Origin of the sequence: Rhodococcus sp. ENV425, assembly GCF_002887785.1 — a bacterium.
Lineage (GTDB): Bacteria > Actinomycetota > Actinomycetes > Mycobacteriales > Mycobacteriaceae > Rhodococcus > Rhodococcus aetherivorans.
Window position 1 is genome coordinate 1 of the sequence record NZ_PCZU01000074.1, and the last position, 1389, is coordinate 1389.

The 1389-nt window shown below is 70.3% G+C and carries 1 protein-coding gene; it reads left to right on the top strand.

Going from position 1 to position 1389, the window contains the following annotated elements:
* A partial coding sequence (locus CQZ88_RS05645; protein WP_006942079.1) for a rhodanese-like domain-containing protein occupies window positions 1–1380 on the top strand: 1380 nt, incomplete at its 5' end.
* Window positions 1381–1389 lie beyond the last annotated feature (9 nt).

Here is a 1389-nt window from a genome sequence, read left to right on the forward strand (position 1 = left end):
ATGATTCTCGAGCAGTACTACATCGAGTGCCTGTCGCACGCGTCGTACCTGATCGGTGACGAGGGCACCGGCCGGGCGGTGGTGGTCGATCCGCGCCGCGATGTCACCGAGTACCTCGACGACGCCGCGCGGCACGGGCTGCGCATCGAGGGTGTGATCAACACGCATTTCCACGCGGATTTCGTCTCCGGGCATCTGGAGCTGCTCGAGGCGACCGGGGCGTGGATCGGGTTCGGGGAGGCCGCCGAGGCGGACTACCCGATCCGGCGGCTGCGCGACGGGGAGCACCTGTCCCTCGGGGAGGTGGACCTCGAGATCCTGGCCACCCCGGGGCACACCTGGGAGTCGATCTCGGTGCTGGTGCGCGAGCATCCGGGGGCGACCCCCGCCGCGGTGCTGACCGGGGACTCGTTGTTCATCGGTGATGTGGGTCGCCCGGACCTGGTGAATCTGGGGGATTCGTCGACCGAGGATCTGGCGCGGGCGATGTACCACACGGTGCACGAGAAGCTGCTGACCCTGCCCGATGCGGTCACGGTGCTGCCCGCGCACGGTGCCGGCTCGTCGTGCGGGAAGAACCTGTCGACGGAGCTGACCTCGACGATCGGGGAGCAGCGGGTGAGCAATCCGTCGGTGCAGCCGATGAGCGAGGAGGCGTTCGTGGCGTTGGTCACCGAGGGGCAGCCGGCCGCGCCGGCCTACTTCTCGGTCGATGCCGGGTTGAACAAGAGCGTGCATCCGCTGCTCGATCGGGGGCGCACCATCCCGGAGCTGAGCCCGGCGCGGGTGCGGGCGGAGCTGGCCGCCGGGACCCGGGTGCTCGATGCGCGCGGTGTGGACGATTTCGCGGCGGGGCATCTGCGTGGGTCGGTCAACGTCGGGTTCGACGGCCGGTTCGCCGAGACCGGCGGGATGGTCGCCGAGGTGGGGGAGAAGATCGTGTTGATCACCTATCCGGGGGAGGAGCAGGACGCGGCGGTGCGGCTGGCCCGGATCGGGTCGGACAACGCGGCCGGTTATCTCACCGTCGATCACGACGGGGTGTTCCCGGCGGAGCTGGCGGATCTGGTGCAGACCGCGCCGCGGACCACCGTCGCGCAGCTCGACGAGTTGCTCGCCGCCGATGCGGTGACGCTGGTCGACATCCGTAATCCCGGTGAACGCGAGTTCGGGGTGATTCCGGGGGCGGTGCCGATCCCGTTGGCGCAGCTGCGGACCCGGCTCGGGCAGGTGCCGACCGGCAAGCCGATCGTGGTGCACTGCGCCGGTGGGTGGCGTTCGAGTGTGGCCGCGTCGCTGCTGCGGGCGCAGGGCTTCGACAACGTCTCGGACCTGCTCGGCGGTTACAACGCCTGGGCCGAGGCCCACGTCCCCGCCTGATCCCGCACC